This is a genomic window from Luteibacter sp. 9133, from assembly GCF_000800155.1.
In the GTDB taxonomy this organism is placed as follows: Bacteria; Pseudomonadota; Gammaproteobacteria; order Xanthomonadales; family Rhodanobacteraceae; genus Luteibacter; species Luteibacter mycovicinus.
Window position 1 is genome coordinate 432,948 of the sequence record NZ_JUHO01000001.1, and the last position, 21,967, is coordinate 454,914.

24 protein-coding genes are annotated in these 21,967 nt (G+C 64.5%); 15 read left to right on the forward strand and 9 right to left on the reverse strand.

The genetic code is table 11. The features are described 5' to 3' along the window. Positions 1–47 precede the first annotated feature (47 nt). From FA87_RS01630 to putA, 4 genes are all read right to left on the reverse strand, one after another. Positions 48–647 (reverse strand): hypothetical protein, encoded by a 600-nt coding sequence (locus FA87_RS01630; RefSeq protein WP_043691956.1) that lies wholly within the window; start codon positions 645–647, stop codon positions 48–50. A 113-nt stretch (positions 648–760) separates the two neighbouring features. Further along, positions 761–1,234, reverse strand: a complete 474-nt coding sequence (locus tag FA87_RS01635; protein ID WP_043691959.1) for a DUF2599 domain-containing protein — start codon at positions 1,232–1,234, stop codon at positions 761–763. Positions 1,235–1,240: 6 nt separating this feature from the next. Beyond that, the gene (locus FA87_RS01640; RefSeq protein ID WP_081996425.1) at positions 1,241–1,663 is read right to left on the reverse strand and encodes a DUF2599 domain-containing protein; all 423 of its coding nucleotides are present in this window, start codon (positions 1,661–1,663) and stop codon (positions 1,241–1,243) included. A 215-nt stretch (positions 1,664–1,878) separates the two neighbouring features. Next, positions 1,879–5,031, reverse strand: a complete 3,153-nt coding sequence (gene putA / locus FA87_RS01645; protein ID WP_239708945.1) for a bifunctional proline dehydrogenase/L-glutamate gamma-semialdehyde dehydrogenase PutA — start codon at positions 5,029–5,031, stop codon at positions 1,879–1,881. 166 nt (positions 5,032–5,197) lie between these two features. Between putA and FA87_RS01650 the strand changes: the two genes are divergently transcribed. The 7 genes from FA87_RS01650 (at position 5,198) to FA87_RS01675 (ending at position 11,592) form a co-directional block, all read left to right on the forward strand. Further along, a complete protein-coding gene (locus tag FA87_RS01650; protein WP_176167711.1) occupies positions 5,198–5,680 on the forward strand; it encodes a DUF2244 domain-containing protein in 483 nt (160 codons plus the stop codon). Between the two features lie 20 nt (positions 5,681–5,700). Next, positions 5,701–6,600 carry a cytochrome c oxidase subunit II gene (gene coxB / locus FA87_RS01655; protein ID WP_043691964.1) on the forward strand — a complete coding sequence of 300 codons (900 nt, stop codon included), beginning with the start codon at positions 5,701–5,703 and terminating at the stop codon, positions 6,598–6,600. Between the two features lie 32 nt (positions 6,601–6,632). After that, positions 6,633–8,246 carry a cytochrome c oxidase subunit I gene (ctaD, locus tag FA87_RS01660; RefSeq protein ID WP_036116347.1) on the forward strand — a complete coding sequence of 538 codons (1,614 nt, stop codon included), beginning with the start codon at positions 6,633–6,635 and terminating at the stop codon, positions 8,244–8,246. Positions 8,247–8,249: 3 nt separating this feature from the next. After that, the gene (locus tag FA87_RS21260; RefSeq protein WP_275041263.1) at positions 8,250–8,375 is read left to right on the forward strand and encodes a hypothetical protein; all 126 of its coding nucleotides are present in this window, start codon (positions 8,250–8,252) and stop codon (positions 8,373–8,375) included. A gap of 34 nt (positions 8,376–8,409) precedes the next feature. Then, positions 8,410–9,303 (forward strand): cytochrome c oxidase subunit 3, encoded by an 894-nt coding sequence (locus FA87_RS01665; protein ID WP_036116344.1) that lies wholly within the window; start codon positions 8,410–8,412, stop codon positions 9,301–9,303. 184 nt (positions 9,304–9,487) lie between these two features. Continuing rightward, entirely contained in the window at positions 9,488–9,982 is a 495-nt protein-coding gene (locus FA87_RS19615; protein ID WP_052191083.1) for a DUF4760 domain-containing protein, read from the forward strand. A gap of 125 nt (positions 9,983–10,107) precedes the next feature. Then, on the forward strand, positions 10,108–11,592 hold the full coding sequence (locus FA87_RS01675) for a trypsin-like peptidase domain-containing protein (protein WP_081996427.1): 1,485 nt from the start codon (positions 10,108–10,110) through the stop codon (positions 11,590–11,592). A 53-nt stretch (positions 11,593–11,645) separates the two neighbouring features. Here FA87_RS01675 and ilvA read toward each other — a convergent pair whose 3' ends face one another. Then, complete coding sequence (ilvA, locus tag FA87_RS01680) at positions 11,646–13,229, reverse strand: threonine ammonia-lyase, biosynthetic (protein ID WP_052191084.1); 1,584 nt, start codon at positions 13,227–13,229, stop codon at positions 11,646–11,648. Between the two features lie 375 nt (positions 13,230–13,604). Between ilvA and FA87_RS01685 the strand changes: the two genes are divergently transcribed. Together FA87_RS01685 and FA87_RS01690 are read left to right on the forward strand one after the other, a co-directional pair. Continuing rightward, positions 13,605–13,958, forward strand: coding sequence for a type II toxin-antitoxin system RelE/ParE family toxin (locus FA87_RS01685; RefSeq protein ID WP_239708946.1), 354 nt, complete (start codon positions 13,605–13,607; stop codon positions 13,956–13,958). Next, positions 13,942–14,226 (forward strand): helix-turn-helix domain-containing protein, encoded by a 285-nt coding sequence (locus tag FA87_RS01690; RefSeq protein ID WP_043691971.1) that lies wholly within the window; start codon positions 13,942–13,944, stop codon positions 14,224–14,226. Before FA87_RS01685 ends, FA87_RS01690 begins: the two co-directional genes overlap by 17 nt. Positions 14,227–14,278: 52 nt before the next feature. On the opposite strand, the gene FA87_RS01695 is transcribed toward FA87_RS01690, so the two are convergent. Next, positions 14,279–14,515 (reverse strand): twin transmembrane helix small protein, encoded by a 237-nt coding sequence (locus FA87_RS01695; protein WP_036116337.1) that lies wholly within the window; start codon positions 14,513–14,515, stop codon positions 14,279–14,281. Between the two features lie 41 nt (positions 14,516–14,556). Here FA87_RS01695 and FA87_RS01700 point away from each other — a divergent pair, with 41 nt between their 5' ends. The 4 genes from FA87_RS01700 to cyoE are packed head-to-tail and all read left to right on the forward strand — an operon-like array spanning position 14,557 to position 17,916. Beyond that, positions 14,557–15,288, forward strand: coding sequence for an SURF1 family protein (locus FA87_RS01700; RefSeq protein ID WP_036116334.1), 732 nt, complete (start codon positions 14,557–14,559; stop codon positions 15,286–15,288). Continuing rightward, positions 15,285–15,851, forward strand: a complete 567-nt coding sequence (locus tag FA87_RS01705) for a hypothetical protein (RefSeq protein ID WP_043691990.1) — start codon at positions 15,285–15,287, stop codon at positions 15,849–15,851. The genes FA87_RS01700 and FA87_RS01705 overlap by 4 nt, the downstream gene beginning before the upstream one ends. Further along, entirely contained in the window at positions 15,851–17,002 is a 1,152-nt protein-coding gene (locus FA87_RS01710) for a COX15/CtaA family protein (protein ID WP_036116329.1), read from the forward strand. The genes FA87_RS01705 and FA87_RS01710 overlap by 1 nt, the downstream gene beginning before the upstream one ends. Next, positions 16,999–17,916: a heme o synthase gene (gene cyoE / locus FA87_RS01715; RefSeq protein WP_036116327.1), complete on the forward strand. Its 918-nt coding sequence runs from the start codon at positions 16,999–17,001 to the stop codon at positions 17,914–17,916. The genes FA87_RS01710 and cyoE overlap by 4 nt, the downstream gene beginning before the upstream one ends. On the opposite strand, the gene FA87_RS01720 is transcribed toward cyoE, so the two are convergent. The 3 genes from FA87_RS01720 to hemH are packed head-to-tail and all read right to left on the reverse strand — an operon-like array spanning position 17,913 to position 20,835. Next, positions 17,913–18,866 (reverse strand): bile acid:sodium symporter family protein, encoded by a 954-nt coding sequence (locus tag FA87_RS01720; RefSeq protein WP_051944044.1) that lies wholly within the window; start codon positions 18,864–18,866, stop codon positions 17,913–17,915. The genes cyoE and FA87_RS01720 overlap by 4 nt on opposite strands. 18 nt (positions 18,867–18,884) lie before the next feature. Then, on the reverse strand, positions 18,885–19,721 hold the full coding sequence (locus FA87_RS01725; protein ID WP_043691993.1) for an alpha/beta fold hydrolase: 837 nt from the start codon (positions 19,719–19,721) through the stop codon (positions 18,885–18,887). Continuing rightward, positions 19,714–20,835 carry a ferrochelatase gene (gene hemH, locus FA87_RS01730; RefSeq protein ID WP_043691995.1) on the reverse strand — a complete coding sequence of 374 codons (1,122 nt, stop codon included), beginning with the start codon at positions 20,833–20,835 and terminating at the stop codon, positions 19,714–19,716. Before hemH ends, FA87_RS01725 begins: the two co-directional genes overlap by 8 nt. 110 nt (positions 20,836–20,945) lie before the next feature. Here hemH and FA87_RS01735 point away from each other — a divergent pair, with 110 nt between their 5' ends. Both FA87_RS01735 and tatA read left to right on the forward strand, forming a co-directional pair. Further along, a complete protein-coding gene (locus FA87_RS01735) occupies positions 20,946–21,635 on the forward strand; it encodes a lipid-binding SYLF domain-containing protein (protein WP_036116315.1) in 690 nt (229 codons plus the stop codon). A gap of 76 nt (positions 21,636–21,711) precedes the next feature. Further along, complete coding sequence (gene tatA / locus FA87_RS01740; protein WP_036116312.1) at positions 21,712–21,957, forward strand: twin-arginine translocase TatA/TatE family subunit; 246 nt, start codon at positions 21,712–21,714, stop codon at positions 21,955–21,957. The last annotated feature ends 10 nt before the right edge of the window (positions 21,958–21,967 follow it).

Consider the following 21,967-nt stretch of genomic DNA (forward strand, 5'->3'; position numbering starts at 1 on the left):
TGCCTGATCGACGGCCTCCGCAAGGAGGCCGTCTTCGTTTGAGTGCCTTACGGGATCAGTTCGATTCGCTCGATGCCCATGGCCATGCCGCGCCAGACGATGCCCTGGATCTCGTGCAGATTCTGGGCAGCCAGCTTATCCATCCGTTCGATGCACCCATTGCCGCTCTTTTCATAGTGCGCCGCGTACAGACGCGCGAACGTCGTATGACGCAGAAACGTGATGGTCGCTTCATGGGTCGACGGCGGCTGCAGGACGCTGACGCATACCTTCCGGTAACTGGCATCGAACAATACGAGGCACTCGTTCTTCGACCCTCGTCGTGCCGTCAACACGACGCGACTTTCTTCGTCGTCTTCGAGAACGCCGATCAAGGCGTCCTTTTCGACAGGAAGTATCCACGCTCCGGGGATGCGAAATGGCACATCGGCCGGCAACTGTCCTTCATCGAGATGGGCAAACGACAGCACCTGACGCTCACTGGCTTGTTCATTGCCCTGCGGCAAGCTCAGATGCATGAGTTCCTTGTGCGAGCGTATGTGTTGCAGCGGCGTCAGGTGTCCCTTTGGTGAGGGCGCCCGCATGGTGATCGTGCGGGCATGGCCGCGGTCTTGCTGGATCAGGCAATCGGTACCGGGCGACGTCATGTCGCTGTCCTCCTCTGGGGGATGGACGTCGGGTACCGGCCGACGCGAAGTATGGCAACTCTTGCATCACGCCGTGGCACTGCGCAATAGGCCGTGAGGCGTAGCGCGGCGGATCAGGTTTTGGGTGCGGGATCGGGATCGTACACCGACGGGTTGCATTGCTCCTGCTCGGTCTTCCTGCGCCCTACATAGGGTCGCGTCGGTTCGATGTTGTAGGTCGGCTTGTCGGGATAGAGCCGGACGTGGCACTCCAGCTGGTCGAGCAAGCCCCTGGTGTTATGCCCCATATCCCAGAGAGGGTTTCCCGAAAACTTGCTGAGGACCTCGTCGTCGAAAACGTCGACATACGTCGGATCCCGGTCTCGCGCCTGGCGCCCACATGCCGTCGGCGTGATATGCAGGATCGGGCCGTATTCGTCGATGGTCCACTCGCCCTTCTCGACAAAAGGGGGCGGGCAGTCGGAGGGCGGAGCCTTGACGGCGCGCGATGACGTTATCTCCCGTGGGTCCGGTGTGGAAGCGCAGGCGGTCACCACACCGCAGGCGAGCGTGATGAAGGCGGTGAGATGGCACGTTCTCGTCTTCATGTCGGTTCAGCTCTTTGCCGGCGGATCGGGGTCGGCTACTTTCGGTTTACACCGCGACGTTATGGTCCGGGCTTCGCCGACGTAAGGCAGGCTGGGCTCGATCTCGAACGTGACATCCTGACGAAAGAGCGCGAAGTGGCAGCGAACCTGGTCGCGCAGTCCTTGCGGGTTGTACCAGAGCGGATTGCCGCTGAAGCGCTTGACCACCTCGACATACACGGAGGCCAGATCGTAGCCATCCGCCAGACGTCCGCAGAGTGTCGTGTGCAGTGTCAGGATGGGTCCATAAGGCCCCACGCTCCACTGCCCATCCGAAATGAAAGGCGCCGGACAAAGCTCGCTCTTTGCGCGCCCGGGTGCCGCGTGGCTTGCAACGGAGCACGCCAGCATCAGCACAGCGACGATACGCGCCCACATCCTGTGGTTCATCGGTGGTTCCCTCGCGGCACGATGGGTCAGCGACGTCGTGTCCTGACATGCTTCAGCCTAGGACTGGCGTGTCCGGGCTGCAACGGGCCGGGCATTTGATCTTCTACCGTTGCGCAAAAGAGTTGCCGGCGAGTTGCCGGAATTGCGCGCAGAAAAAAAGCCGCGCCCTCGCAGGGGCGCGGCTTCGAATGGCCAGCGCTGACGCAGGCCGGCGATTACTCGCCGATCGTCAGCAACGACGCATTGCCACCGGCGGCGGTGGTGTTGACCGTGAGCGTCCGTTCGCCGGCAAAGCGCAGCAGGTAGTGCGGGCCACCCGCCTTGGGGCCGGTGCCGGACAGGCCTTCGCCGCCAAACGGCTGCACGCCGACCACCGCACCGATCTGGTTACGGTTGACGTAGCAGTTGCCGACGCGCGCGTGGCTGGAGATGTAATCGATGGTGTCGTCGATGCGGCTGTGGATACCCAGCGTCAGGCCGAAGCCCGTCGCGTTGATCTGGTCGACGACCTTCTCCAGGTCGGCGCCCTTCCAGCGGATGACGTGCAGCACCGGGCCGAACACTTCGCGCGTGAGCACGTCCAGCGACGGGATCTCGTAGGCGCGCGGCGCGAAGAACGTGCCGTGCGTCGTGGCTTCCGGCAGGGCGACTTCGCCGATCTTCTTCGCTTCGCGATCCATGCGCGCGGCGTGGTCGACGAGGATCTGGCGCGCGTCTTCGTCGATGACCGGGCCGACGTCGGTCGAGAGCAGTCCGGGGTTGCCGACTTTCAGCTCGGCCATGGCACCGGCGAGCATGTCGATCACCTTGTCGGCGATGTCTTCCTGCACGAACAGTACGCGAGCGGCGGAGCAGCGCTGGCCGGCCGACTGGAACGCCGAGTTGATCACGTCCTTGACGATCTGCTCGGGCAGCGCGGACGAGTCGGCGATCATCGCGTTCTGGCCGCCGGTCTCGGCGATCAGCGCGGCGATCGGCGCATTCCGCGCGGCCAGCGCACGGTTGATCGCCCAGGCGGTGTCGGTCGAGCCGGTGAAGGCGACGCCGGCGACGCGCGGGTCGCGGGTGAGGGCGGCACCGACCGTGGCACCGTCGCCCGGCAGGTATTGCAGCACGTCGGCCGGCACGCCCGCGGCGTGCAGCAGCTTCACGGCGGCGTAGCCGATCAGCGAGGTCTGCTCGGCGGGCTTGGCGACGACCGCGTTACCGGCGGCGAGCGCGGCGGCCACCTGACCGAGGAAGATCGCCAGCGGGAAGTTCCAGGGGCTGATGCAGACGAAGACGCCGCGGCCATTGAGGAACAGCTGGTTGCTCTCACCGGTGGGGCCCGGCAGCTGCTCGGGCTGGCCGAACAGGCGACGCGCCATCGTGGCGTAGTAGCGCAGGAAGTCGGCGGCTTCGCGGATTTCGGCGATGGCGTCGGGCAGGCTCTTGCCGGCTTCGCGCACGCACAGCGCGATGAACTCCGCGCGGTTGTGCTCGAGCTGCTCGGCGGCGTGCTCGAGGATCGCGGCGCGGCTCGCGGCCGGCAGCCGGTCCCAGCCCGGCTGCGCCTTCACACCGGCGGCGAGCGCCTTGTCGACCAGCGCCGGATCGGCGTTCTCGACCGTGCCGACGATGCGGCGACGATCGGACGGATCCGTCACTTCGGTCTTCACACCAGCGGTGCTGCCACCGGCGACCAGCGGCGCGGCCGTCCACGGACCGCTGTGGCGGTTGACGGCGTCGGCGAGCTCGTTGAGCTCGTTGTCGTTAGCGAAGTTCATGCCCATGGAGTTCTTCCGAAGTTCGCCGTAGAGATTGACCGGCAGGGGAATGCGGGGGTGGGGAATGGAGGTGAAGGCGCGCACCGTTTCGCACGGGTCGGCGACCAGGTCGCGCACCGGCACGCTTTCGTCGACCACGCGGTTGACGAAGCTGGTGTTGGCGCCGTTCTCGAGCAGGCGGCGGACCAGGTAAGGCAGCAGGTCTTCGTGGCTGCCCACCGGCGCGTACACGCGGCAGGGCACGTTGAGCTTGTCCTTGCCGATCACTTCCGCGTAGAGGTCCGCGCCCATGCCGTGCAGGCGCTGGTTTTCGTACGGACGGCCCCTGGCGATGTGATGGATCGCGGCGATGGTGTGCGCGTTGTGCGTGGCGAACTGCGGATACACCGCGTCGCTGCCGGCGGCGAACAGACGATGCGCGCAGGCCAGGTACGAGACGTCGGTGTTGGGCTTGCGCGTGTACACCGGATAGCCCGACAGGCCGTTTTCCTGCGAACGCTTGATCTCGGCGTCCCAGTAGGCGCCCTTGACCAGTCGTACGAACCAGCGGCGACCGGTGGTACGAGCCTTCTCGGTCACCCAGTCGATCACGAACGGCGCGCGCTTCTGGTACGCCTGGATGACGATGCCCAGGCCGTTCCAGCCCTGCAGTGACGGATGCTCGAAGACGTCGCCGATGATGTCGAGCGAGAGCTCGAGGCGATCGGTTTCTTCGGCGTCGACGGACAGCGCGATGCCGTTCCTGAAGGCCAGCTGCGAGAGTTCGAGCAGCTTGGCGCCGAGTTCGGCACGGGCGCGGGCGCGGTTGGCCACTTCGTAGCGCGGATGCAGCGCCGACAGCTTGACCGAGATCGACGGCGCTTCGAGGTTGCTGGTGAACGGACCACGGCCACCGAGCGCGTTGATCGCGTCACGGTAATCCTGCTGGTAACGCTCAGCCGTGGCCTGGGTCAGCGCCGACTCGCCGAGCATGTCGTACGAATAGCGGTAGACCGCGTGCTCTTTTTCGGCGGAACGGTCCAGCGCTTCCTTGATGGTGCGACCCATCACGAACTGGTGGCCCATGATCCGCATGGCCTGACGCACGGCGAGGCGCACTACCGGTTCACCGGCGCGGCCGACCAGGCGGCGCAGCGCGGAGGTGAAGTCGTGGCGGGTTTCTTCCGCCAGGTTGACCAGATGGCCAGTGAGCATCAGGCCCCAGGTCGAGGCGTTGACGAACACCGACTCGCTCTGGCCCAGGTGTTTCTTCCAGTCCGCATCGCCCAGCTTGTCGCGGATGAGCTTGTCCGCCGTGGCCTTGTCGGGGATGCGCAGCAGCGCTTCGGCCACGCACATCAGCAGGACCCCCTCTTCCGAGGACAGGTCGTACTGGCGCATGAAGGATTCGACGGCGCTCTGGTCCTTGGCGCGGGCGCGAACCCGGGTCACCAGGCCGGCGGCCACGTCGATGACGTGCTCTCGCTCGGTCGGGGGCAATGTGGCCTGGGCAAGCAGGTCGTTCACGGCCTCGGTTTCGTCGCGCAACCAGGCGGACGTGATACGCGCGCGTGCCGGCTCGGCGCCGGTCGGGAGTTCGGGACGGAGGATCTGTGGGTTCACTTGGGGTGGGTCGGGACGGGGGAGACCGCGCATTGTATGGGACGCAGGGCCTGCATGTGTGTTGCTTTGCGGGATGGGGCGCCCTGCGGCATCACGCCGCTTCCCAACCTTGCCGCATTCTGACCGCCGCCCTATCATCGGTCCGTTCAAGGCACGCGGGATTCGCATGATCGTGCTTCGACCGACCGCCGCGGGTCAGCCGCGCGTGTTGTGGCTCCGGCCCAACCGTGCGCTGGACAGGCGCGGTCTCCGTCGACTGATCGTGGGTCTCGCGGCGATGGCCCTGGCGACGGCGTCGCTCGGTGCGTGGCAGGGGAATGTTTTCGCTCCCGTGTTCGCCCTGGCGGAGGCTTTCGTCGTGGGGTTCGCCCTTGGCGCGGCCTGGCGGGCCGGCGGCCGGGGCGAGCGGATCGTGGTGGGGCCCGACACGCTGGAGGTGCGTGCCGTGCCGGGTCGTCGGATCGTCCGTTTCCAGACGTACTGGGTACGGGTAGGGTTGGCATCGGGGGACGGGCGTCAGCGTCTGTTGCTCAGGTCACACGGCAATCAGCTCGAAATCGGCGCGTTCCTTGGGGAAGAGGAAAGGGTCGAGGCGTCCAGGAAACTCATGGTGCTGCTGTCCGAAGTCTCAGGCCAGACGCGCAGGTAGGTTCACTAAAGGTGCAAGACATGACATCTGGCGGCATCGGACGATGGAAAGCGGCGTGGGTGGCGGTTGCCCTCGCCCTGTTCGGCGGGGCGGCATGGGCCAACCCGGAACCCAACCAGCTGAACATGACCCGGGGTGTCAGCGAGTGGTCGCCCTACGCGATGCACATGGTGGCCCTGTGGGTCTGCGTGGTCATCGGCGTCATCGTCTTCGGTGCCATGTTCGTGGCGATGTTCCGCTTCCGTAAGTCGCGGGGTGCGGTCGCCGAGAAGTGGTCGCACAGCACCAGACTCGAGATCGTCTGGACGGTCATCCCCGTCATCATCCTGATCTTCCTGGCCCATCTGGCCACCGGCGGTCTGACCTCGTTCGCCGACACCACGAATGCCGAGATGACCATCAAGATCACCGGTTACCAGTGGAAGTGGCGCTACGACTACGTCGACTACAAGGGCAAGGGGGTCGACAAGGTCGGCTTCATCTCCAAGCTCGAAGAGTCCTCCGACCGTACCCGCCAGCTTCATTCCAACCTCGACCCGGGCAAGATCCAGGTCGACGGCTACCAGACCTATCTGCTCGACGTGGACAAGCCCCTGGTCGTCCCTGTCGGTACCAAGATCCGTTTCATCATCGTCGGCGGCGACGTCATCCACTCCTGGTGGGTGCCGGCGCTCGGCTGGAAGATGGACGCCATCCCGGGCATCGCCAACGCGGCCTGGACCAAGATCAAGGAGCCGGGCGTCTACCGCGGCCAGTGCGCCGAGCTCTGCGGCCAGGATCACGGCTTCATGCCGATCGTGGTCAAGGCCGTGCCCAAGGCCGAATTCGAACAGTGGCTGGCGACGCAGGAAGACGGTTCCAGGCTGCAGAAGGCCGCCGCGACCGCCCAGAACGCCCCCGCCCCGGTCCCCCAGGGTTAACCCGCTCAAGTATCCGGCAGAGGTTCAAGGTTATGGCCCACGCAGCCACCCACGACCACCACGATCACCACGGGGCCCCGAAGGGGTTCTTCCAGCGCTGGGTGATGTCCACGAACCACAAGGACATCGGCACGCTGTACCTGATCTTCTCGCTGACGATGTTCTTCATCGGCGGCGCCTTCGCGATGGTCATCCGCGCGGAGTTGTTCAAGCCGGGCATGCAGCTGGTGCAGCCGTATTTCTTCAATGAAATGACGACGATGCACGCGCTGGTGATGATCTTCGGCGCCATCATGCCGTCGTTCGTCGGCCTGGCCAACTGGATGATTCCGCTCATGGTCGGCGCGCCGGACATGGCCTTGCCGCGCATGAACAACCTGTCGTTCTGGATCATGCCGTTCGCCTTCATCCTGCTGCTGTCGACGCTGTTCATGCCGGGCGGTGGCCCGGCCGGCGGCTGGACCATGTACCCGCCGCTGTCGCTGCAGGGCGAGTCCATCGCGTATACCATCTTCGCGGTCCACCTGATGGGCATCAGTTCGATCATGGGCGCGATCAACATCATCGCCACCATCCTCAACATGCGCGCGCCCGGCATGGACCTGCTGAAAATGCCGGTGTTCGTGTGGAGCTGGCTGATCACGGCGTTCCTGCTGATCGCGGTGATGCCGGTACTGGCCGGCGCGGTCACCATGCTGCTGACCGACAAGTACTTCCATACCAACTTCTTCAATGCCGCCGGCGGCGGCGACCCGGTGCTCTTCCAGCACATCTTCTGGTTCTTTGGGCATCCCGAGGTCTACATCATGATCCTGCCGGCGTTCGGGATCATCTCGGAGATCATCCCCACCTTCGCCCGCAAGCCGATCTTCGGCTACCGCGCGATGGTGTTCGCCATCGCGTCCATCGCCTTCCTCTCGTTCATCGTCTGGGCGCACCACATGTTCGCCGTGGGCCTGCCGATGGGCGCGGAGATCTTCTTCATGTACGCGACCATGCTGATCGCGGTGCCCACGGGCGTGAAGGTCTTCAACTGGGTCTCGACGATGTGGGGCGGCTCGATGACCTTCGAGACGCCGATGCTGTTCTCGATCGCCTTCGTCATCCTGTTCACCATCGGCGGTTTTTCGGGCCTGATGCTCGCGCTGGCCCCGGCCGACTTCCAGTACCACGACACGTACTTCGTGGTCGCCCATTTCCACTACGTGCTGGTGACCGGCGCCGCGTTCTCGATCATGGCCGCCGCGTATTATTGGATGCCCAAGTGGTCGGGCAACATGTACAGCGAGACCTGGGGCAAGATCCATTTCTGGTCCAGCGTCATCTCGGTCAACGTGCTGTTCTTCCCGCAGCACTTCCTCGGGCTGGCCGGCATGCCGCGCCGTATCCCCGACTACAACGTGGCCTTCGCGAACTTCAACATGATCAGCTCGATCGGCGGCTTCTGGTTCGGCGCCTCGCAGCTGATCTTCCTCGGTGTGGTCGTGCATTGCGTGTTCTTCTCGAAGAAGAAAGCCGCCGACCGTTCCTGGGAAGGCGCCAAGGGTCTGGAGTGGACGGTGCCTTCACCCGCGCCGTTCCATACGTTCGACGTGCCGCCGGTCATCCATGACGACGAGCTCGCCCACGGCAACACGGATCACTGATCGATGCCGGGCATGACGGACACCGGGACGGAGGCGCGTCGCAAGCGCGCCCGCAGGACGGCCATGATCGCGGGCGGTTTCGCGGTCGCGGTGTTCCTGCTCTCGATCGTCCAGATGCTCCGGGTCTGACCGGCCAAACACGCGATATCCACGGGAAACCACCATGGGTCACCAGCAACACGACGTCTACTATGTACCGAGCAAGAGCTACTGGCCGATCGTGGCCGCGGTCTCGATGTTCGTCACGGTGTTCGGTGCCGCGCACTGGCTGAACTCGCAACCGGGTGAGGGCAGCACGTTTGGCAAGCCGCTGTTCTGGATCGGGATCGTGATGATCCTGGGCATGTTCTTCGGCTGGTTCCGCTCGGTCATCCGCGAGTCCATGGCAGGCAGCTACAACGGCCAGGTGGATCGCTCGTTCCGCATGGGGATGATGTGGTTCATCTTCTCCGAAGTCATGTTCTTCGGCGCCTTCTTCGGTGCGTTGTTCTACGCCCGTATCTTCTCGGTGCCCTGGCTGGGCGGCGAAGGCCACGGTGTGCTCACCCACCAGTTCGTCTGGCAGGGCTATGAAGCCTCGTGGGGCGCCAACGGCGGCGGCGGTCCGCAAAAGATCGGGGGCTCGTTCCAGACCATCGCCGCGTGGGGCCTGCCGCTGCTCAATACGCTGATCCTGCTGTCATCCGGCGTGACCATCACCATTGCGCACCACGCGCTCAAGGCGGGTCATCGCACGGCGCTGCTGATCGGCCTCGGCGCCACCGTGCTGCTGGGTTGCCTGTTCCTGTGGTTCCAGGCGCACGAGTACGCCGAGGCGTACGAGCACTTCAACCTGACGCTGGGCAGCGGCGTGTACGGCGCGACGTTCTTCATGCTCACCGGATTCCACGGCATGCACGTGACGCTGGGCACGATCATGCTGGCCATCATCTGGCTGCGCTGCGCGAAGGGACACTTCACGAAGGACGATCACTTCGGGTTTGAAGCGGTGGCCTGGTACTGGCATTTCGTCGACGTGGTCTGGCTGGCGCTGTTCTTGTTTGTTTACGTGCTTTGAGTTTTTTCTGTTTGAAATTCAGATTTTTCCTACGGACGTATGATCTGAGCACAAGCTAGACTGGTCTTGCCATCAAAGGAGACAGTCATGAATGACACCGTCGACGGCCTGTAAGCCAAACTGAACTACCCGCCTATGGCGGGTAGTTTGTTTTTCAGGGGAAGGAATTGCAAAGGAAAGCATCGTGTTTCATTGGATTCTCGATACCCTCAATTCTGGCCTCTTCAGGAATGTCCTGGTTGCGATCGGTGTCGGTGTTGCCGTTGCGTCTGTGCTCACCGCACGCAGCATCGCGCGGAAAAAGCAAAGCGCGGATCTTCTGCTCGCGACCAGGAATGATGTCATCCTCCAGAACGGGGCCAGGAAGCTAAAGTATTTCGTCGACGCGAACGACAGAAATGTGGCCAGCCTCGCATTGCCGGAGAACATCGAGTCGGAAGAAGCCGTATGTATCCGGTATTTCCTTAATCACTTCGAGGCGGTAAGCATTGGCATCCAGGCTGGTATCTACGACGAAGCGATGCTCAAGAAGACCTGGTACTCGGTTGTTGTCACGTCCTGGGAGCGTGCGAGGCCGCTCGTCAATAAACTGCGCGAACGGTTCTCGCCGACTGCTCTGCAAGAGTACGAATGGCTGCATGGACGCTGGAAGAAGTCGCCGTTGTCGGAACGGGGCTGACTTCGGCTTACGCCTACAGATCTACCGGGCTTTCTGACATGTTTCCTCTCCAACCGCGTTGCTAAAGTCGGCATCGGCCTTCGCAGTGAAGGTTTTCGAAAAACGCAAACACATGGAGAGTGCTTATGAATCGGAGAGTATCCGCTCGCTTGTCGCGTGCATCGCTCTTGCTCCTGTCGATGGGCTACGCCGTCGGTGCATTAGCAAGCGACGCAAACCTGCTTCCTTCGTCCAGCGACCCGCGCTTCCGCGCTGTCGGTCAGCTCGATCTGCTCAAGGGAAGAACCTGTACCGGCTCGATCGTCGCGGGTTCCGCCAGTCCGGATGGTCATCGGCCCGCGTTGTTGCTGACGTCCGGGCATTGCGTTTTCGGCCCTGAACTCATCCCTAATCAGGTCATGATCGACGAGGCGGCGCCTGCGGGTTACCGCTTTACGCCCGCTTATTTTCAGGATGCCCAGCCGGTGCATCGGCCCGTCGGCATCGAGCGAATTCTGTACGCGACCACCAAGAACATGGACATCGCCGTGCTCCGGCTGGACGTTTCATACGCCGATCTGGCGGCACTCGGTGTCGCTCCGCTTGTCCCGAGTGCGCCGGCGATTGTCGGGTCGCTCCCTGTGGACCTGGTTCAGGTACCTGTGACTGGCGTGTCGGAAGAAGACCGATTCCTTCGTCTGGCAACCTGTCAGGCCAGTGAGCCCGTTCGGCTGTTCGAGGGCGAACGCTTCTTCCTGCGTGAATCGGCGACCGATTGCGCCGGTGTATCGGGTGGTTCGTCGGGCTCCCCGGTGCTGCGCCACGGCACGTCGGATATTGTCGGCGTGCTCGGTACGAAGGTCGATCCGCGCTTTGACGGATGCGGTTTCGACCGCCCGTGCGAACTCACCGGGCGGCAGCCGGTGTCGCGCGTCGGCGCGAGCTACCAGAGTATTGCGGCGCCGCTGCTCTCGGCACTTCGTGCCGATGGCGGCTGGGACGCCAGTGCCCTCGACGCGGGTAACGGTGTGAAGCTCGATCGCACCGTCGGTGAGTACACGCGCAGCCAGATCGACGAAGAGGGGGATCTCGTACCCGCGCGGTGGGGCGTGCTGGTGAATGACGATACCCGTTGGGTCCGCTACAAGCACGGTGACGCCGCGACGGTCGATTGCGCCAGCCCCGAGGGTTACAGCGCTCCGATGTATGCCCGCGAGCAGCCGCTGGACCGTCTGCCGGTCGGACCGTCCGAAGGCGTGTACGCCATGTGCGTCATCGGACAGCTGGGCATCGATAACGACTGGCAGGCGCCGGAGCATGCGAGCGTCATGCTTCGGGTGATCGACGATACGGCGCCTACCGCGGTACCGGTACCGGCCGTTCGCGATGAAACGGATGCTGCATGGATTGTGGAGATCCGTAGCCCTTACGTCGCGCCGCCGATCGTGAAGGTGGGGCGCCTCGACTCCACCGATTGCGCCGACGACGCGAAGTACCGCACGCTGTCTTCGTCGTTCATCAGTCTGCCCAAGGCCAAAGGCCCGTTACGCGTGTGTGCGAAAGGCTCGGACGAAGCGGGGAACCTCTCGCCGGTGGGATCGATCGACCTGGTCGTGTCAAAGGCTCATTGATCCGCACGGGCCGTTGTTTCACAGGAGCGCTCGCGCGCTCCTGCTTCCCTCGTTCATCTCAGAAACAGTCGGTAGGCGGGATTGCTGGTCTCTTCGCGGTACGGATATCCCAGCCGGTTGAGGAACCGCGTGAGCGCGTCTTCGTCCGCCGCTTCCGCCTGGATGCCGACCAGCGTCGAGCTGTAATCGGCGCCCTGGTTGCGGTAATGGAACAGGCTGATATTCCAGCTTGGCGACATCGAACGAAGGAAGCGCATCAACGCACCCGGTCGTTCGGGGAACTCGAAGCGAAACAATCGCTCGCCCTGTGCGGCTGTCGAGCGTCCGCCCACCATATGCCTGATGTGCTGCGTCGATAGCTCATCGTTGCCAAGATTGACGACGGCGAATCCCGCTGCCTCGAAGACGGTTGCAAGCGACGCTTCGTCTACCGGGTCGTCCACCTGAAGGCCGACGAAGATCCGTGCGTTTTCATCGGTGCCGAGACGGTAGTTGAATTCCGTCACGTTGCGCTCGCCTACGAGCTCGCAGAAGTGCAGGAAGCTGCCGCGCTCCTCGGGGATGCTCACCGCGAACAAGGCTTCGCGCGATTCGCCCACCGCGGCGCGCTCGGCGATGAAGCGGATGCGGTCGATATTGAGATTGGCGCCGGAGACGATGGCACAAAGGGTGAGCGGGTGGTCGACCGCTCCCGAGGCGGTGGCCTGGGCCGCGTAGCGACGCGCAGCCGCGACGGCGAGCGCTCCCGCCGGCTCAACGAAACGCCGCGTGTCCTGATAGATATCCTTGATCGCAAGGCATACCTCGTCGGTGTCGACCAGCATCACCTCGTCGAGGTACTGGCTGCACAGTCGGAACGTTTCCTGCCCCACCAGCTTCACCGCCGTGCCGTCGGAAAAAAGCCCGACCTCGGTGAGTTCGACCCGTCGCCCGGCCCGGATCGATTGCGCCATGGCGCACGAGTCACGCGTCTGCACGCCGATCACGCGGATATCCGGGCGGAGTGCTTTCACATAGGTCGCGATTCCCGCGGCGAGACTGCCCCCTCCGATGGGCACGAATATGGCGTCGAGATGCCCGTGGTGCTGGCTCAGTATCTCCATCGCTACGGTGCCTTGTCCTGCGATAACGTCGGGATCGTCGAAGGCTGGGATGAACGTCATGCCGCGTTCTCGCTGCAGCGCCATCGCGTGGGCGAACGCATCGTTATACGAATCGCCCGCCTTGATGACTTCCACCGTGGGCCCACCGAATCGCCGCGTCGCATTGACCTTAACGAGGGGTGCCGTTTCAGGCACGACGATGACCGCAGGGATGCCGAGCTTCGCGGCGGACCAGGCGACGCCTTGCGCGTGGTTTCCCGCTGACGCCGTGATGATGCCGCGTGCCAGTACGTCGGCGGACAGGTTGCGGATCCGGTTGTAGGCGCCGCGGAGCTTGAACGACGAGACGGGTTGAGTGTCTTCCCGCTTCAGCAGGACGTGGTGCCCCAGTTGCTCGGACAGCACCGTCGCATGCTGCAGTTCCGTCCGCTGGGCCACGTCGTACACGCGGGCGTTGAGGATGCGCCTCAGGTAGTCGGCGGCATCGCGTACGGGTTCGTCCCGAGTGGCGTGACGTGAAGCGGGGAGGGACATGGCGTGTGTCTCCGGTGCGTTCGTTTTCCCGGAGGCGGATACGAAAAACCCGCCTCGGAGGGCGGGTTGTCGGTCACCTGTCGCGCGTGATTCAACCCACCATCGATGAGATGGCGATGCTAATCAGCGTAATGAGGGCGGCGAGGCGGTTCATGGTCCGATCCTCTTACTGAACGAGCGGGGTGTCAACCAGCGCATGCCAGCCGGAGACGGCACGTCGGGCGGCACTGGCTCTCCGCATCGTTTGGGCGAGGGCCACTGAACATGGCTTGTGCATCACGCGACCCTCTCAGATGCGGCGAATTCACCGCGTCAGGGAGGTGTTCTGATGAGAAAGCAAATATCGAGGGGTGCGCCATTGACGTATGTGCGTCAATGGCGCACTATCACGAAGTGATCTTCGTGGAGACGCGGGCCTTCACGAGGCGTGTTACGGAATTGCTCGACGACGCGAACTACGGGCGTCTACAGGTGCATCTCGCTGCTTACCCCGAAGCAGGCGATGTGATCGAAGGCACCGGTGGTCTCAGAAAGATACGCGTCGCCATGGGCTGCCGGGGAAAGAGTGCCGGCGCCCGAGTTATTTATTATCACTTCGTAGCGCGATCACAGATCGCGATGTTGTTGATATTTTCGAAGAACGAGCAGCAAGACCTGACCTCCGATCAGCGAAAGGTCCTTGCCACCATTATGGATAACTGGAAGCGGAGATATGACCAAGTTCTTTGAAGACCTCCTGGAAAGCGTCCAGGAAATGGATGGCATTCTTCGCGGCGAGAAGCAGGCTTCTCGCGTGTTTGAAGTCGATCCCGGCGCGATTAAAGAGCTGCGCGAAACGACGGGCTTATCGCAGTCAAAGTTCGCGCTGCTTCTCGATGTCGACGTGGGTACGTTGCGCAATTGGGAGCAAGGACGGCGTGCCCCTACCGGTCCCGCCCGGGCTCTCCTTCGGGCCATTCGCAAGGATCCCCGCCATGTCCTCGCGGCACTGGCCTGACCCTTCACGGCACCGATTGCCGCACCGCGCCTTGGCCCCCCGGCCCCAAGCGTTAGAATTGACCGACCCCGTGGGGGTGCAGCCAGCCCATGAAGATGCCCAGCGCCACCATGGCGATGAGCAGCAGTGAGAGTCCGATACGGCGGGTGAGTGCCCAGACGGTGCGCTTGCTCTGGCCCTTGTCGGTCATCATGAAGAACAGCGCCTGCCCGAGGTTGAACAACACCACGAGCAGCAAAATCACCAGCGCATATTTGTAGATGGTTTCCACGTGACGGCTCCGCGCCATATCGACAATCCGAGTATAGCGTTGGGCACGGGGCGTCTTGCATGACTTTCCTGCGCCGTCCGACGTGGTTCGCTGTCGCACTCACGCTGGTGGGCGTGCTGGCGTTCGTACGCCTGGGCATATGGCAGCTGGATCGCGCGGACGAGAAGGATGAATTGCTGCGGCGGTACGCCGCATCGGCCGCAGCAAGCGTCGAGGAGTTCGGTTCCATCGCCGATAATCCTCCCCTCGATCGATACCCGAGGCTTTCGGTACGTGGCGTTTACCTGCCCGACCACTACTACCTGCTCGACGACCAGACCCACTCCGGTCAGGTCGGCGTGCACGTCTATGCGCCGTTTTCGCCGCATGGGCGCGATCCGTACCTCCTCGTCGACCTCGGTTTCCTGCCGAAGGAAGCGGGCGCCAACCCCCGGCTGCCGCCGCTTCCCGTGGGCGTCACCACCGTGCGGGGGCTCTACGTACCGGCGCCGGGTGTCGGTGTGCGCCTGGGTGGCGACCGTCTCCCGGAGCAGCACGGCGCGGAGAAGACCATGGTCTACGTCGATCTCAGGGAGATCGGTAACGACATCGGGCGCTCCCTGTATCCTCGCGTACTCCTTCTGGATCCCGACCCGGCCAGCATCTACATCCGTGAATGGACGCCCGGCTTCATGCCGCCGGCGCGCCATCGCGCCTACGCCTTCCAATGGTTCACCTTCGCCCTGGCGGCTGTGGTGATCTTCGTCCTCCTGCATCGCAAGCGACGCCCGAAACGGCCCGAGCATTCATGACCGATCCGAACGTCCCCCCACGCAAACCCGGCAGTGGCCGGCTCAAGCTCGTCTTGATCATGCTGGTGTTCCTGGCGCCCATTATCGCGGCGGGCCTGCTGACGCTGAGTGGCTGGCAGCCGGAAGGCAAAGGCAACGGTCGTCCCATCGTGCCGCAGCGCAGCATGGCCGAGGTCCGCGTGGACGTCGCCGGCACGGCCTGGGCATGGCGTGACAGCGAGCCGCGACTGACCCTGGTCGCGTTGCCGGGGCCGGATTGCGCCGCACACTGCCTCGAGACGCTGGCGCTCATGCGTAACGCGCGCATCGTGCTCAACCGCAACGCCGATCGCCTGCGCCTTCTTTATATCGGCACGCCGCCGACCGCGCAGGGCGCGGCCGCCGTCATGCCCGACTGGAAGACCGGTACCGACGCGGCGAAGGCCTTCGAAGAATTCCGTCCCACGCAGCCCGACACGGTCGCCGCCGTGCTGGTTGAATCCAATGCCACCGCGTTGTCCTGGTATCCCGCCGGTTTCGATCCGAGCGGCCTGCGTAAGGACCTGCAGAAGGTGATCCGCTGATGTCGCCCCGAGCTCTTAAAACCCTGCGCACGCTGGCCTTGCTGGCTGCGCTGTTCGCCTTTTGCATCGTGATGTTCGGCGCCTTCGTGCGTCTGTCCAACGCGGGGCTGTCGTGTCCCGACTGGCCGACCTGCTACGGCAAGGCCACGTGGCCGGGCCACGCTCAGGACATCGCCCGCGCGAACGAAGCCTTCCCCGATCGTCCGTACGAAACGCACAAGGCGTGGCGTGAGCAGGTACACCGCTTCCTCGCCGGCAGCCTCGGTGTGATGGTCCTCGTCATCGCCCTGATGTCGGCCTGGCGCCGACGCATGGCGATGGCCGCGGTGCTCGTGGCGGCGGTGTTCGCGACGGTGGGTGTCGTGATGTACATGCGCGGCGAATACGTGGTGTCGTCGTTCCTGTCCGCACTGGCCATCGCGCTGCCGCTGATCGCCGCGGCGATGCTCGACCGACCCGGCGCCTGGCGCGTCGGCGTGGCCGCGCTTGCCGTGATCATCTTCCAGGCCATGCTCGGCATGTGGACGGTGACATTGCTGCTCAAGCCCATCGTCGTGATGGGGCATCTGCTCGGCGGACTGGCGACCTTCGCCCTTCTCGCATGGGCAGCCCTGCGCTGGTGGCGTGTCGGCACACCGGACGACCGGTTCGCGGCACTTCGCGCGCCGGTCGCCATCGGCATCGTCGTGCTCGTCTGCCAGATCGCGCTCGGCGGCTGGACCAGTTCCAATTACGCGGCGCTCGCTTGTGGCACGGATTTTCCGCAGTGCCTCGGGCAGTGGTGGCCGCAGACGGACTTCCCGCAGGCCTTCGTGCTCTGGCGCGGCATCGGCGTCAACTACGAGGGCGGCGTGCTGGACATGGCCGCACGTAGCGCGATCCAGATCGCCCACCGCATCGGTGCGCTGGTGACCTTCGTCTACCTGGGCTGGTTGTCGCACAAGCTGGCGCGCGCCGGCCTGCGCAGGATCGGTATCGCCGTGGCGGTGGTGCTGATCGCGCAGGTGCTGCTCGGCATCGGCAATGTGCACCTCGGCCTGCCTTTGCCCGTCGCCACGGCGCACAATGGCGTCGCCGCGCTGCTCCTGTTCACGCTGCTTGCCGCCCTGGCGAGCACGCAGCGGCTGCCCGCCACGACGGAGTCCCCGTGAGCATCATCGGTCAATATTTCGAGCTGACCAAGCCACGTGTCGTTGCGATGCTGGTGTTCTGCGCGGTCATCGGCATGTTCCTCGCCGTCGACGCCGACGGTCAGCGTGTACTGCCGACGTGGCATGCGGCGATCTTCGGCACGCTCGGCATCTGGCTGGCGTCGGCTTCCGCCGCGGCGTTCAATCACCTGATCGACCAGCGCATCGACAAGATCATGGCGCGTACCTCGCATCGTCCGCTGGCGACCGGCCAGCTGACGCCGATGCAGGTGTTCGTCTTCGCGATGACGCTGGGCATCGTTTCGATGCTGGTGCTGGTCTTCCTGGTCAACAGGCTGACCGCGGTGCTGACGTTCTTCTCGCTGATCGGTTATGCGGTGATCTATACCGCCTACCTGAAGCGTGCGACGCCGCAGAATATCGTCATCGGCGGCCTTGCCGGCGCCGCGCCGCCGATGCTCGGCTGGACCGCGGTGACCGGCGAGCTGCATCCGTTCGCGCTGCAGCTGTTGCTGATCATCTTCGTGTGGACACCGCCGCATTTCTGGGCGCTGGCGATCTTCCGCGTCGACGATTACTCGCGGGCCCAGGTACCCATGTTGCCGGTGACGCACGGCGTGGTGTTCACGCGCTGGCACATCCTGTTCTACACGATCCTGCTGTTCGTCGTGACCATGCTGCCGTTCTTCACGGGGATGAGCGGACTGATCTACCTGTTCGGCGCGGTGATCCTCGGCCTCGGTTTCCTCTGGTACGCCGCACGCATGTTCAATCCGCCGGACGAGATGTTCGCGATGAAGATGTTCAACTACTCCATCGTGTACCTGATGGTGTTGTTCGCCTTCCTGCTCGCGGATCACTGGCTGGTCGACCCGGTCGTGCAGCCGGGCTTCCGGATGGAACCGGTGGTTTAAACCGGCCCGCGTGGGGCCGCCGGGCCGTCATGCGTTGCTTCGCCGGTCGGCTTGCCCGACCAGTAGCCGGCCAGCATCGAGCCCGACAGGTTGTGCCAGACCGAGAACAGCGCCCCGGGTAGCGCGGCCAGCGGTGAGAAATAGAGCTTGCCCAGCGTCGCCGCGAGCCCCGAATTCTGCATGCCCACCTCGATCGCCAGGGTGCGGCAGGTGGATTCGTCGAAGCGGAACAGCCTGCCGCCCCAGTAGCCGCTGATCAGCCCGATGCCGTTGTGCAGGATGACCGCGACGATGGTGATCGCGCCCACGGCGGCGATCGACGGCTGACTGGCCGCGACCACGGCACCGATCAGGATCAGTACGCAGACCATCGAGAACAAGGGTAAGCCGGGCTCGATGCGTTTGACCACGCCGCGAGCCGTGTGATGGATCAACAGGCCCAGGCCGATCGGCAGCGCGACGATCTGCACGATACTCAGCAGCATCGCCCATGTGTCCGGCGCCACGCGGGTGTCGACGTAGAGGCGCGTGAGCAGCGGTGTCGCCACCACGCCGACCAGGGCGGATACCGATGACAGCGTGACCGACAGCGCCACGTCACCTTTCGCCAGATAGATGATGACGTTGGACGCCGTACCGCTGGCGACACTGCCGACCAGGATCATGCCGGCGGCGAGATCGGGCGGCATCGTGAATATCTTTGTCAGCCCCCACGCCGCAAGTGGCATCACCAGATAGTGCAGGAACGTGCCGGCGAAGACGGGCATGGGGCGTACGAGGACGCGTCTGAAGTCGTCCAGGCTGAGGGTCACGCCCATGCCGAACATCACGAGCATGAGCAGCCAGGCGATCCAGGGGCCGACGGGGAGGAAGAGGGCGGGCTGGAAGTACGCAGCGACCGAAACGGCGAGAGCCCAGAGAGGAAACAGGCGAGTGACTCTGGCGAGCATGTGTCTTTCCCTGTCTGCTTACAGCGCGCCATGCACCCAGTCAGCCACGGCCTCCGGGTGCTCGAGGTGCAGATGATGCCCTCCATCCATGTGCTTCACCCGGATGTCGTCGACGCAATCGATCCGTACCTGCAATGCCTCGGGCTCGAGATAAGGCGGCGAGGGGTTGGCGAGCAACAACGACGTCGGCGCAGCGAGCCCCAGCAGCAACGACATGATCTGCGTTTCCGCGAGACGGAGGGCCGTGGGCCGCGACAGGCGCGCATCGCTGCGCCAGCTGTATCCACCGTCGACTTCGCGCAGGCCGCGTTCCACGATGTGTCGTGCCAGCGTCGCATCGAGGCCGCTGGCCAGAGCGCGGGCACGAGCCGCATCGTCGATCGACGGAAAGACGCGCAGGGGCCGGGCGCCGCCAGCCGTCGACACCATCGCTTCGCGAAACCGGTCCAGCGTGCGCGATCCGTCGTCTCCGAGCGGCCCCAGGCCTTCGATCAGAGACAGTGCGCGAATGCGCTCCGGCGCCGCGATGGCCACCATCGTCGCCACACCGGCACCCAGAGAATGACCCAGCAGATGAAAACGCGGCAGGGCGAGCGAATCGACGGCGGCGAGCACAGCCCGCGCGTAATCCTGATGCGTGTAGATCGTGCTCTCGGGCAGATGGTCCGAGTGACCGTGGCCAGGAAGGTCCAGCGCGATCACGTGGAACCGGTCGGCAAGCCGGGGTGCGAGCAGAGCGAAGCTCGCGGCGTTGTCGAGCCAGCCATGGATCAGCACCAGCGGCGCGGCGTCGGGTTCGCCCCAGCTCAGTCCGGCGAGCTCCATGCCTGGTATGGCGATGCGCAACTCACGCATCGGCGCGTGCCTTACGCGCACGTTCGCGCGCGGCGGCGAGGCGCATGGCCGCCGCGGCCGGGTCGTGATCTGCCGCGAACTCGGGCCATCCCTGCGTGTGGCGCAGCACCAGGTCCGCGATGGCGCCCACGTGGTCCGGACGGGCGTTGAGACAGGGGATGTAGCTGAGCGTCTCGCCGCCGGCCTCGCGGAAGAATTCCGCGTTCTGCATGGCGATCTCTTCGAGGGTTTCGAGGCAATCGACGGCAAAGCCCGGACTGATCGTGTCGATGCGCTTGACGCCCTGTGCGCCGAACTGCCTGACCATCTCGTCGGTGTACGGGTGCAACCAGCGTTCACGGCCCACGCGTGACTGAAAGCTCATCGGCGCCTCGTCCGCGGTGACGCCCAGCGCTTCGCGGAGCAGGCGAGCGGTGGCGTGGCACTGGCAGAAGTACGGATCGCCGTTGCGCACGTAGCGCTCGGGAATGCCGTGAAAACTCATCAGCAGCTTTTCGCCCCGGCCGTTGCGGTCCCAGTGGTCGCGCACGCTGGCGGCGAGCGCGGCGATATAGGCGGGATCGTCGTGGTAGTCGTTGATCTGGCGCAGTTCCGGTGGCCAGCGCAGACCCTTCACCGTGTCGGCCATCGCGTCGAACACGCTGCCGGTCGAGGTGGCCGAGTATTGGGGGTAGAGCGGCAGAACGAGCAACCGCCGCACCCCTTCACGCTGTAACTGGGCAACTGTCGCCGCTACGCTGGGCCGCCCGTAGCGCATGGCCAGGGCGACGCGGATCGGTCCGTTTCGACGGCGCCCGAGCTCGGCCTGCAGGGACGCGGCCAGCGCCTCGCTGCCTGTTCGCAGGGGCGAGCCTTCCGCGGTCCAGATACGGGCATACGCGTGGGCGGAGCGCTTGGGACGGACGCGGAGAATGACGCCGTGGAGAATGGCTTTCCACAGCAGGCGCGGGTACTCGATGACGCGCGGGTCACCCAGAAATTCGGCGAGGTAAGGCCGTACGGCCGCCGCGGTGGGCGCCTCAGGTGTACCGAGATTAACCAGCAGCACACCCGCCTGGGGCAGGGTGTCGTGGGAATGACCGGCAAGGCCGGTATAGTTTGGCGTACCTGGCATCGGAGTCCGGCGCTCGCGGGAATCGTTGCAGTCTGCCATAGGGCGGCGCGACGAGGCTCGCTCTCAATGCCGCAGCCGCTGCCACCCCGCGTATCGATAGGAGCCACCCGATGTCCCCACGCCCGCTTCGCCTGCTCGCCCTCGGCCTTCTCGCCCTGCTGCCCTCGCTGGCCGTCCAGGCCGCCGACCCGCCGAGAGAACAGGCCCGGAACGCGGTCCGTGTGCTGTCCGAGATGATCGACGACGCTCCCGACAAGTCGCTGCCGGCCGATCTGCTCAAGAACGCCAAGGCCATCGCGGTGCTGCCGGCCATGGTCAAGGGCGGCTTCGTCTTCTCCGGCTCCAAGGGCGAAGGCCTGATCTCGATCAAGACGCGTGACGGCACGTGGTCGAACCCCAACTTCATCTCGATGGCCGGTGCGGGCGTCGGTTTTCAGGTCGGCATCCAGTCCGCCGACGTGATCCTCGTGTTCCGCACCGACCGTGGCGTACAGAGCATCATCGACGGCAAGTTCACCATGGGCGCCAACGCCTCCGCGGCGGCCGGCCCGGTCGGCCGCTCCGCCACGGCCGCCACCGATGGCCAGATGAAAGCCGAGATCTACACCTACTCGCGCGCCAAGGGCCTGTTTGCCGGCATCGCGCTCGATGGCACCCATTTCAGCATCGACGACGATTCCAACGAGCAGATTTACGGCCCTGGAATCACGGCCCGCCGCATTTTTGAAGGCGGTGTGACGAATGTTCCAAGCGAGGTAGTGGAATTCAGGGATAAACTTGAGGAGTACACTAACCGCTGAGTGTCGTCCCACCCGGTGCCCCAAGGGGCGCCGGACCGTCCCACGGCCCGGACCGAACGGGCCTGCGAGGTTTTTCATGAGCATTACCCATATCGTCCTCCTGCTGCTCGTCGTCGTGCTGATCTTCGGCACGAAGAAGCTGCGCAACATCGGCTCGGACCTGGGCGGCGCCATGCGCGACTTCAAGAAGGGTCTGGACGGCGACGAAGAGGCCCGTGCAGCGCGCGAACGGGAGGAGAAGCTGCGTGCCGATCCGCCCGTGAGCACCCAGGTCCCGCCGGTCCACAGCGAAACCACCGAGCCGCGCGACCGCGCTCCGTGATCCCGGCGGC

Bases quoted from the DNA above. Each gene is read 5' to 3' on its own strand.
- FA87_RS01735 (WP_036116315.1), top strand. From the start codon at position 20,946: ATGTCCCCACGCCCGCTTCGCCTGCTCGCCCTCGGCCTTCTCGCCCTG.
- FA87_RS01690 (WP_043691971.1), top strand. From the start codon at position 13,942: ATGACCAAGTTCTTTGAAGACCTCCTGGAAAGCGTCCAGGAAATGGAT.
- FA87_RS01640 (WP_081996425.1), bottom strand. From the start codon at position 1,663: ATGAACCACAGGATGTGGGCGCGTATCGTCGCTGTGCTGATGCTGGCG.
- FA87_RS01720 (WP_051944044.1), bottom strand. From the start codon at position 18,866: ATGCTCGCCAGAGTCACTCGCCTGTTTCCTCTCTGGGCTCTCGCCGTT.
- FA87_RS01665 (WP_036116344.1), top strand. From the start codon at position 8,410: ATGGGTCACCAGCAACACGACGTCTACTATGTACCGAGCAAGAGCTAC.
- coxB (WP_043691964.1), top strand. From the start codon at position 5,701: ATGACATCTGGCGGCATCGGACGATGGAAAGCGGCGTGGGTGGCGGTT.
- FA87_RS01700 (WP_036116334.1), top strand. From the start codon at position 14,557: ATGACTTTCCTGCGCCGTCCGACGTGGTTCGCTGTCGCACTCACGCTG.
- FA87_RS01675 (WP_081996427.1), top strand. From the start codon at position 10,108: ATGAATCGGAGAGTATCCGCTCGCTTGTCGCGTGCATCGCTCTTGCTC.
- FA87_RS01695 (WP_036116337.1), bottom strand. From the start codon at position 14,515: ATGGCGCGGAGCCGTCACGTGGAAACCATCTACAAATATGCGCTGGTG.
- tatA (WP_036116312.1), top strand. From the start codon at position 21,712: ATGAGCATTACCCATATCGTCCTCCTGCTGCTCGTCGTCGTGCTGATC.
- ctaD (WP_036116347.1), top strand. From the start codon at position 6,633: ATGGCCCACGCAGCCACCCACGACCACCACGATCACCACGGGGCCCCG.
- FA87_RS21260 (WP_275041263.1), top strand. From the start codon at position 8,250: ATGCCGGGCATGACGGACACCGGGACGGAGGCGCGTCGCAAGCGCGCC.
- FA87_RS01705 (WP_043691990.1), top strand. From the start codon at position 15,285: ATGACCGATCCGAACGTCCCCCCACGCAAACCCGGCAGTGGCCGGCTC.
- hemH (WP_043691995.1), bottom strand. From the start codon at position 20,835: ATGCCAGGTACGCCAAACTATACCGGCCTTGCCGGTCATTCCCACGAC.
- FA87_RS01710 (WP_036116329.1), top strand. From the start codon at position 15,851: ATGTCGCCCCGAGCTCTTAAAACCCTGCGCACGCTGGCCTTGCTGGCT.
- FA87_RS01650 (WP_176167711.1), top strand. From the start codon at position 5,198: ATGATCGTGCTTCGACCGACCGCCGCGGGTCAGCCGCGCGTGTTGTGG.
- FA87_RS01685 (WP_239708946.1), top strand. From the start codon at position 13,605: ATGGCGCACTATCACGAAGTGATCTTCGTGGAGACGCGGGCCTTCACG.
- FA87_RS01635 (WP_043691959.1), bottom strand. From the start codon at position 1,234: ATGAAGACGAGAACGTGCCATCTCACCGCCTTCATCACGCTCGCCTGC.
- FA87_RS01630 (WP_043691956.1), bottom strand. From the start codon at position 647: ATGACGTCGCCCGGTACCGATTGCCTGATCCAGCAAGACCGCGGCCAT.
- FA87_RS01725 (WP_043691993.1), bottom strand. From the start codon at position 19,721: ATGCGTGAGTTGCGCATCGCCATACCAGGCATGGAGCTCGCCGGACTG.
- ilvA (WP_052191084.1), bottom strand. From the start codon at position 13,229: ATGTCCCTCCCCGCTTCACGTCACGCCACTCGGGACGAACCCGTACGC.